At 33.7% G+C, this 5,211-nt stretch carries 7 protein-coding genes; 3 read left to right on the top strand and 4 right to left on the bottom strand.

Annotated features, from left to right (window positions below):
- On the bottom strand, window positions 1-461 hold a 461-nt coding region (gene def / locus GKR71_RS00370), incomplete at its 3' end, for a peptide deformylase (protein ID WP_154633748.1).
- Window positions 462-1,024: 563 nt separating this feature from the next.
- On the opposite strand from def, the gene GKR71_RS00375 reads away from it, so the two are divergent.
- The 3 genes from GKR71_RS00375 (at window position 1,025) to GKR71_RS00385 (ending at window position 3,653) form a co-directional block, all read left to right on the top strand.
- Complete coding sequence (locus GKR71_RS00375) at window positions 1,025-1,507, top strand: DUF4822 domain-containing protein (protein WP_154600291.1); 483 nt, start codon at window positions 1,025-1,027, stop codon at window positions 1,505-1,507.
- A 286-nt stretch (window positions 1,508-1,793) separates the two neighbouring features.
- Complete coding sequence (locus GKR71_RS00380; RefSeq protein ID WP_154633749.1) at window positions 1,794-2,930, top strand: YadA C-terminal domain-containing protein; 1,137 nt, start codon at window positions 1,794-1,796, stop codon at window positions 2,928-2,930.
- Window positions 2,931-3,188: 258 nt separating this feature from the next.
- Window positions 3,189-3,653 (top strand): DUF1097 family protein, encoded by a 465-nt coding sequence (locus GKR71_RS00385; protein ID WP_230084984.1) that lies wholly within the window; start codon window positions 3,189-3,191, stop codon window positions 3,651-3,653.
- A gap of 95 nt (window positions 3,654-3,748) precedes the next feature.
- On the opposite strand, the gene GKR71_RS00390 is transcribed toward GKR71_RS00385, so the two are convergent.
- The 3 genes from GKR71_RS00390 to GKR71_RS00400 are packed head-to-tail and all read right to left on the bottom strand — an operon-like array spanning window position 3,749 to window position 4,976.
- On the bottom strand, window positions 3,749-4,108 hold the full coding sequence (locus tag GKR71_RS00390) for a hypothetical protein (protein WP_154600292.1): 360 nt from the start codon (window positions 4,106-4,108) through the stop codon (window positions 3,749-3,751).
- A 10-nt stretch (window positions 4,109-4,118) separates the two neighbouring features.
- Entirely contained in the window at window positions 4,119-4,532 is a 414-nt protein-coding gene (locus tag GKR71_RS00395; protein ID WP_036951373.1) for a hypothetical protein, read from the bottom strand.
- 24 nt (window positions 4,533-4,556) lie between these two features.
- Complete coding sequence (locus tag GKR71_RS00400) at window positions 4,557-4,976, bottom strand: hypothetical protein (RefSeq protein ID WP_036951375.1); 420 nt, start codon at window positions 4,974-4,976, stop codon at window positions 4,557-4,559.
- Window positions 4,977-5,211: the final 235 nt, after the last annotated feature.

Genomic DNA, 5,211 nt, shown 5'->3' on the forward strand with positions numbered 1-5,211 from the left:
ATATTGCGCTTTAACGTGGATAAGTGGTCGATGAACACTTTACCGTTTAAATGGTCAATTTCATGTTGCATGACAATCGCTAAAAACTCGTCACTGTCGACAACAAACTCCTTGCCGTCACGGTCAAACGCCTTCACCTTCACACGCAAAAAGCGTGGCACATCTGCGTAAACATCCGGTACGGATAAACAACCCTCTTGATAGCTCGTCTCCCCTTCGCTCTCAATAATTTGTGGGTTGATAAATACCATTGGCTGATTACGCTCTTCCGAAATATCAATCACCATAATGGCTTTGGTTTCGGCGATTTGCGTTGCCGCTAGCCCGATACCGTTATCAGTGCTGTACATGGTTTCAATTAAATCATCGACCAATGTTTGTACTGATGCGAAATCCGTAACAGGACTGCACTGAATACGCAATCTTTCATCTGGAATTTCAATAATTTCTCTTACTGCCATAGCTAAAATCCTGTTGATTCAATTACTTTTACTCAAGCCCATTTGTTTTTACTTAAACCTATAAGTTAAAGTATCGCCCTTTTTTTGCCCACAAAAGATGCAAAAAATGGCAAAGTGGCTTGGAGATGAAAATTTCACAGAAAAATAACATGATCTAAGACAAAATACATCTGAAATCACCAGAAAATTCTCCGTATAACCCCTTTCTACAGGCAAAATCCAACGTATTTGATTGAGATCAGACAATCCGTATAAACAAGTATTTGTAAATTTTTCATGGTAAACCGACCAAAATATAAATCTGAATTAACACTGATTAGATAGCTTAGCTATAATTTTATTTCGACTTTCTATTTAATACTGTTTTTAACAGAAAAATCACATGGGATAAGCCGAGTTTTGTTTGCTGGAGCCTCTTTTCTTTGAATACATAACCCAACATAAGCTTACGTTTTTAATACTTAATCATAATTCTTACCTTTGCTTTGCTCGCTGTTTAATTAATGATGAAGACCTGTTCGATTTTGTTACTCACATTTCTAATCTTAATAAATGGAGTTCTTATGAAATTAAAACCGATTATTGCCGCCCTGATTGTGATGTCTACAACTACTGCTTTTACAGCTCAAGCTAACTCAACGGCGCCTGTTGCAAAGCAAGCTGTTAGCGCAAAAAAAGCCAATGCCTATGAAGAGATTATGATTGATAAAGTCTGGGTAACCACTCAAGCTGTCGATCAAGATAAAAAAGACGTGCCAGCAACAGATAAACAAGTGGCAAACTTCTTTGGGCTTGCAGAGTATTACCCAGATGGTACTTTTAAGATGCTAACCCTTGAGGGTGCGCCAAAAATGCAGGGTGATTGGTCATTCAGCGAAGATGGTAAAACCCGCTCATTAACTGCAAAAGATGACAAAGGTGAAGTCCTGTTTACTCGTGTAGTTGAAAACGTGACCGTGACACCGGAAGAATATACTTACCGAATTTACCCATCACAGGATGATAAAACCAAATATTTTGATATCGTCCATAAAGTGAAGAAATAGCTTATACCATGATTGGGGAATGTATTTAATATTCCCCTATTTCTCAGTTATTAGCTTGATAAAGATTAATTTTTAAATTACTTTAAAGCATCCCAGAATTACACTTCATTCCCATCATCAATTCTATTGTACTAATCTTAATCCAACACGATTTTCCCGAACCAATTAAATTAAAAAACAGATTTTACCCACCAAAATATATCTCTTATTATTCTCTCCCGAACATATGTATCGACTTATATAAGTTTCGATATTTATTCCTTTTACGTTATATGGATATTTCGTTATGAAAAAAAAACTATTAAGTGCTGTTAGTATAGCTATAATTTCTTCATTATCTACTCAGTCATTCGCAATAGCTAATAACTATCAAGATGCTATAAATGCCCCTTATGATTACCCTGAGCACCGATATGAGGATAATAGAACCACTCTTGAGTTCGAAAATGATAAAAAACTTAATGATAATATTAATAAATATACTGAGATAGCCGAAAGCATGGCGCCTGTTGTTGATGTTCTAGCGTATGCAATCGAAACATCATCACCATTAATTAAAAAATTATCCTCATTAAAAGAAAAAGAACCTGCTAGCTTACCCCCTATTACTTTAACTAACTCATCAATATCAGCAAATCCTCTATCCAGAGCCCCAAAGAGTAACCTTGCCCATTTAGAGAATAAAATCGAAGATAATAATCATGCAATTAATTTATTAAACATGTCTATTAATGATTTAAGCCAAGAAAATAATAATCAAGAAAAAAACATAGCTGAAAAAGGAAATTCCATTAAGAAATTACAAAGCTCTTTATCTGATTTAGAAAAAAACCTTGATGATAGTGAAATGAAGAATAAAAAATATGTTGATGATGAAGTTTTTAGAAGTGAAGCTATTACAACTTTATTAATTGATGACACAAACAAAAAACATGAAACAGATACCAAACAACTGAATATTGCCATAGAAAAGCTCGATAAAGACATTAGAGAAAGTGATCTAATTACAAGCCAATTAATTGAAGATGCAGAAAAAAATAGTAAAGCTCATGCTGATTTAATTTTACGTAATCAACAAATGCTTAATATCGACCGTTTTGATAAACTCGACAAACAAGAAAAACTTCAAACACAGCAGCTCAATCAAATAAATACCCGAGTTGACCAAATGGAAAGTAAAATCCACCAAACAGCTCGTGATGCAAATGCCGGTATTGCTTCAGTTGCTGCAATGACCAATATTCCTTACACCACCAACACACGTTTTAGCGCCGGATTAGGCTTAGGTAATTTTAAAAACGGTAACGCCATCGCAGCTGGAGCTCAGTATCAAGTTAAGCAAAACTTAAATCTGCGTAGCTCTATTTCCTGGAATAACTCGGATAGAGCCGTTCTCGGTGCAGGTATTGCTTACGGTTGGTAATCTTTAACCAATAACTATCTTTATTCTTCTCGCCATATTTATTAGCATCAATGTAAATTGATGCTAATTTTTATTTAACGATTAATCATCAATATCCCTATTCAATTTTCCAAAATTGAATTTAATTCACCGTTCTCACTTTTAACTCATACATTATGTCTTTTCTCTGTGCTGATTATCCATCATTTAATTGCAACAATTAAAATCCCTCTATACAATGCTCTGCTTTCTCAAATTCTTATTTATAAAGTCATCATTGTGAAACTACTTTTTTCTCTGTCATTAACGACTGCTATTCTTTCTGGGTTATGGGCATGGGTTGCTGATGTATTTGGCTTGATTAGTTGGGCTGGATTTTTAGGATGTACCGCTTATTTTGCCTATCCGAAAGATGGTGTGAAGGGTTTGCTGGTGACAGCATTAACAGCGCTAAGTGGTGTTGTTTGGGGATTAGTTATTATTCATAGCGATAAACTCACCCATGATCTGCCTAATTTTGCAGGCTACTTTGTGACCACAGTTATCGCTTTTGTCATGTGTTTTCAAGCCCAAAAATCGTGGCTTGCCTATATTCCAGGAACCTTTATTGGTGCCTGCGCAACCTTTGCAGCACAAGGAAATTGGCAATTGACTATCCCGTCACTTATTGTCGGCGTTTTATTTGGCTACGCCATGAAGCAAAGTGGTCTCTGGCTAGTCAAAAAACTGGATAGAACTTCCTGATGTATAACGTAAACCTATTTTTAATCAGAAATATCTAAGCGACTTATAAAAATGAGGGTAATAATTACCCTCTTACTATCAAAACAATTTACATTTTATTTATAGGATATTGATGCTGCACTGATTTTATTTGATGAACAGCTGGTTATTTTAATATTTGAATTTGATAAATATGCAGTATTCATCAGCTGGAACATTGCTCTACCATACTCGTTCCCAACCGATTCCAATATAGATATTTCCTTTGTATCCGCATCTCCATCACGTAGAGTTATTGTAAAAAAAGCCCTTTTATTAAATACATCTTGCTCACCTAATGTAATAGTAGAAATTCTTTTTTCTTTGTTGAGGTAGGCATTACAATTATCTGAAAATGCCTTATTTATAATATTCTGATTTGCCATTGAAAAACTTGAAGACAACACACAGACTAATAAAATTATTTTTTTCTTCATGATATAAATCCTATTTTGTGAAGTTATTTTTTAAATGATTTACACACCCTGATGAATAAGAAAAAATAGTATGAACTGATAAATCTGGAAGAATAGCCATATACACAAAACCATCATCATCGAAATTTAAATTACAAAGAAAATAGTCATTAGTTTTATATTTGTACCCAGATGCTGTTTCTATTTCAACAGTCCAGTAATCAAAATGAGATAAAAAACCGGTCTCATATGGAAATGAATGTCCTAATTTAGTTGTGCTCATATTTTTTAGGTTACTGTAATCAGCAGTAATATTAAGCATACTATGAGGATAGTCTGTAGAGTGCGTGACACTAACAGATTTTAGCTCCTGCAAAGAGCAGTTCATCACATAGAAATAACCAGTATGGTTAGTTGCAAGTGATTTTTCTATTACGTTATCCATTTGCCTCCAATTTTTATTAAAAAATTAATTATGGCAACCACCTGAATTTGAGAACTTTATAAACAACCTAAAATCTTTTGCTATATTAATAATCACAATGCCATTATCCCAATGTCGTATATTACAGGCTTGTTTTCTATAAGATATAGTTTTTCCTGTTGACATTTTGAAATCAACATCCCAATAATCCGTATGACTCCATGCCATTACCGTGTATGTAAATTCACATCCAAACTCAGCCATTTCCAAATGCTCTAGCTTATCAATTCGTTGTGTCGATTTATTACCTTTCAATCCTGAATAATAACTAACAACAATAGAATTAATAGTTTCACCGCTACTATTTAATATAAAGAACGCACCTTTTTTAATAACACTTTCGTACTCCTTTTTATTGATAATATTATCTCGCCCGTGATTTTCACTAATATCATTATCATTCATAACATACCCATTATTATTGAACTCATAAAATAAACACTAGTTTAGTGTATTACCCATTCACCCTACATGAGTAAGAAATAGTTATATTAAAAATGACAAAAAGAAATAATAATAGATTAACTTATTTATTGATGCTTACTTCGCAATTTAAAAACAAATAAAAAACGCAGGCATTGCCTGCGTTTCGTATCAATACATAAATATTAAAGAATGATAATCACACTGGCATTGACAT

Origin of the sequence: Providencia sp. wls1922 (genome assembly GCF_009706505.1) — a bacterium.
Taxonomy (GTDB): Bacteria; Pseudomonadota; Gammaproteobacteria; order Enterobacterales; family Enterobacteriaceae; genus Providencia; species Providencia lanzhouensis.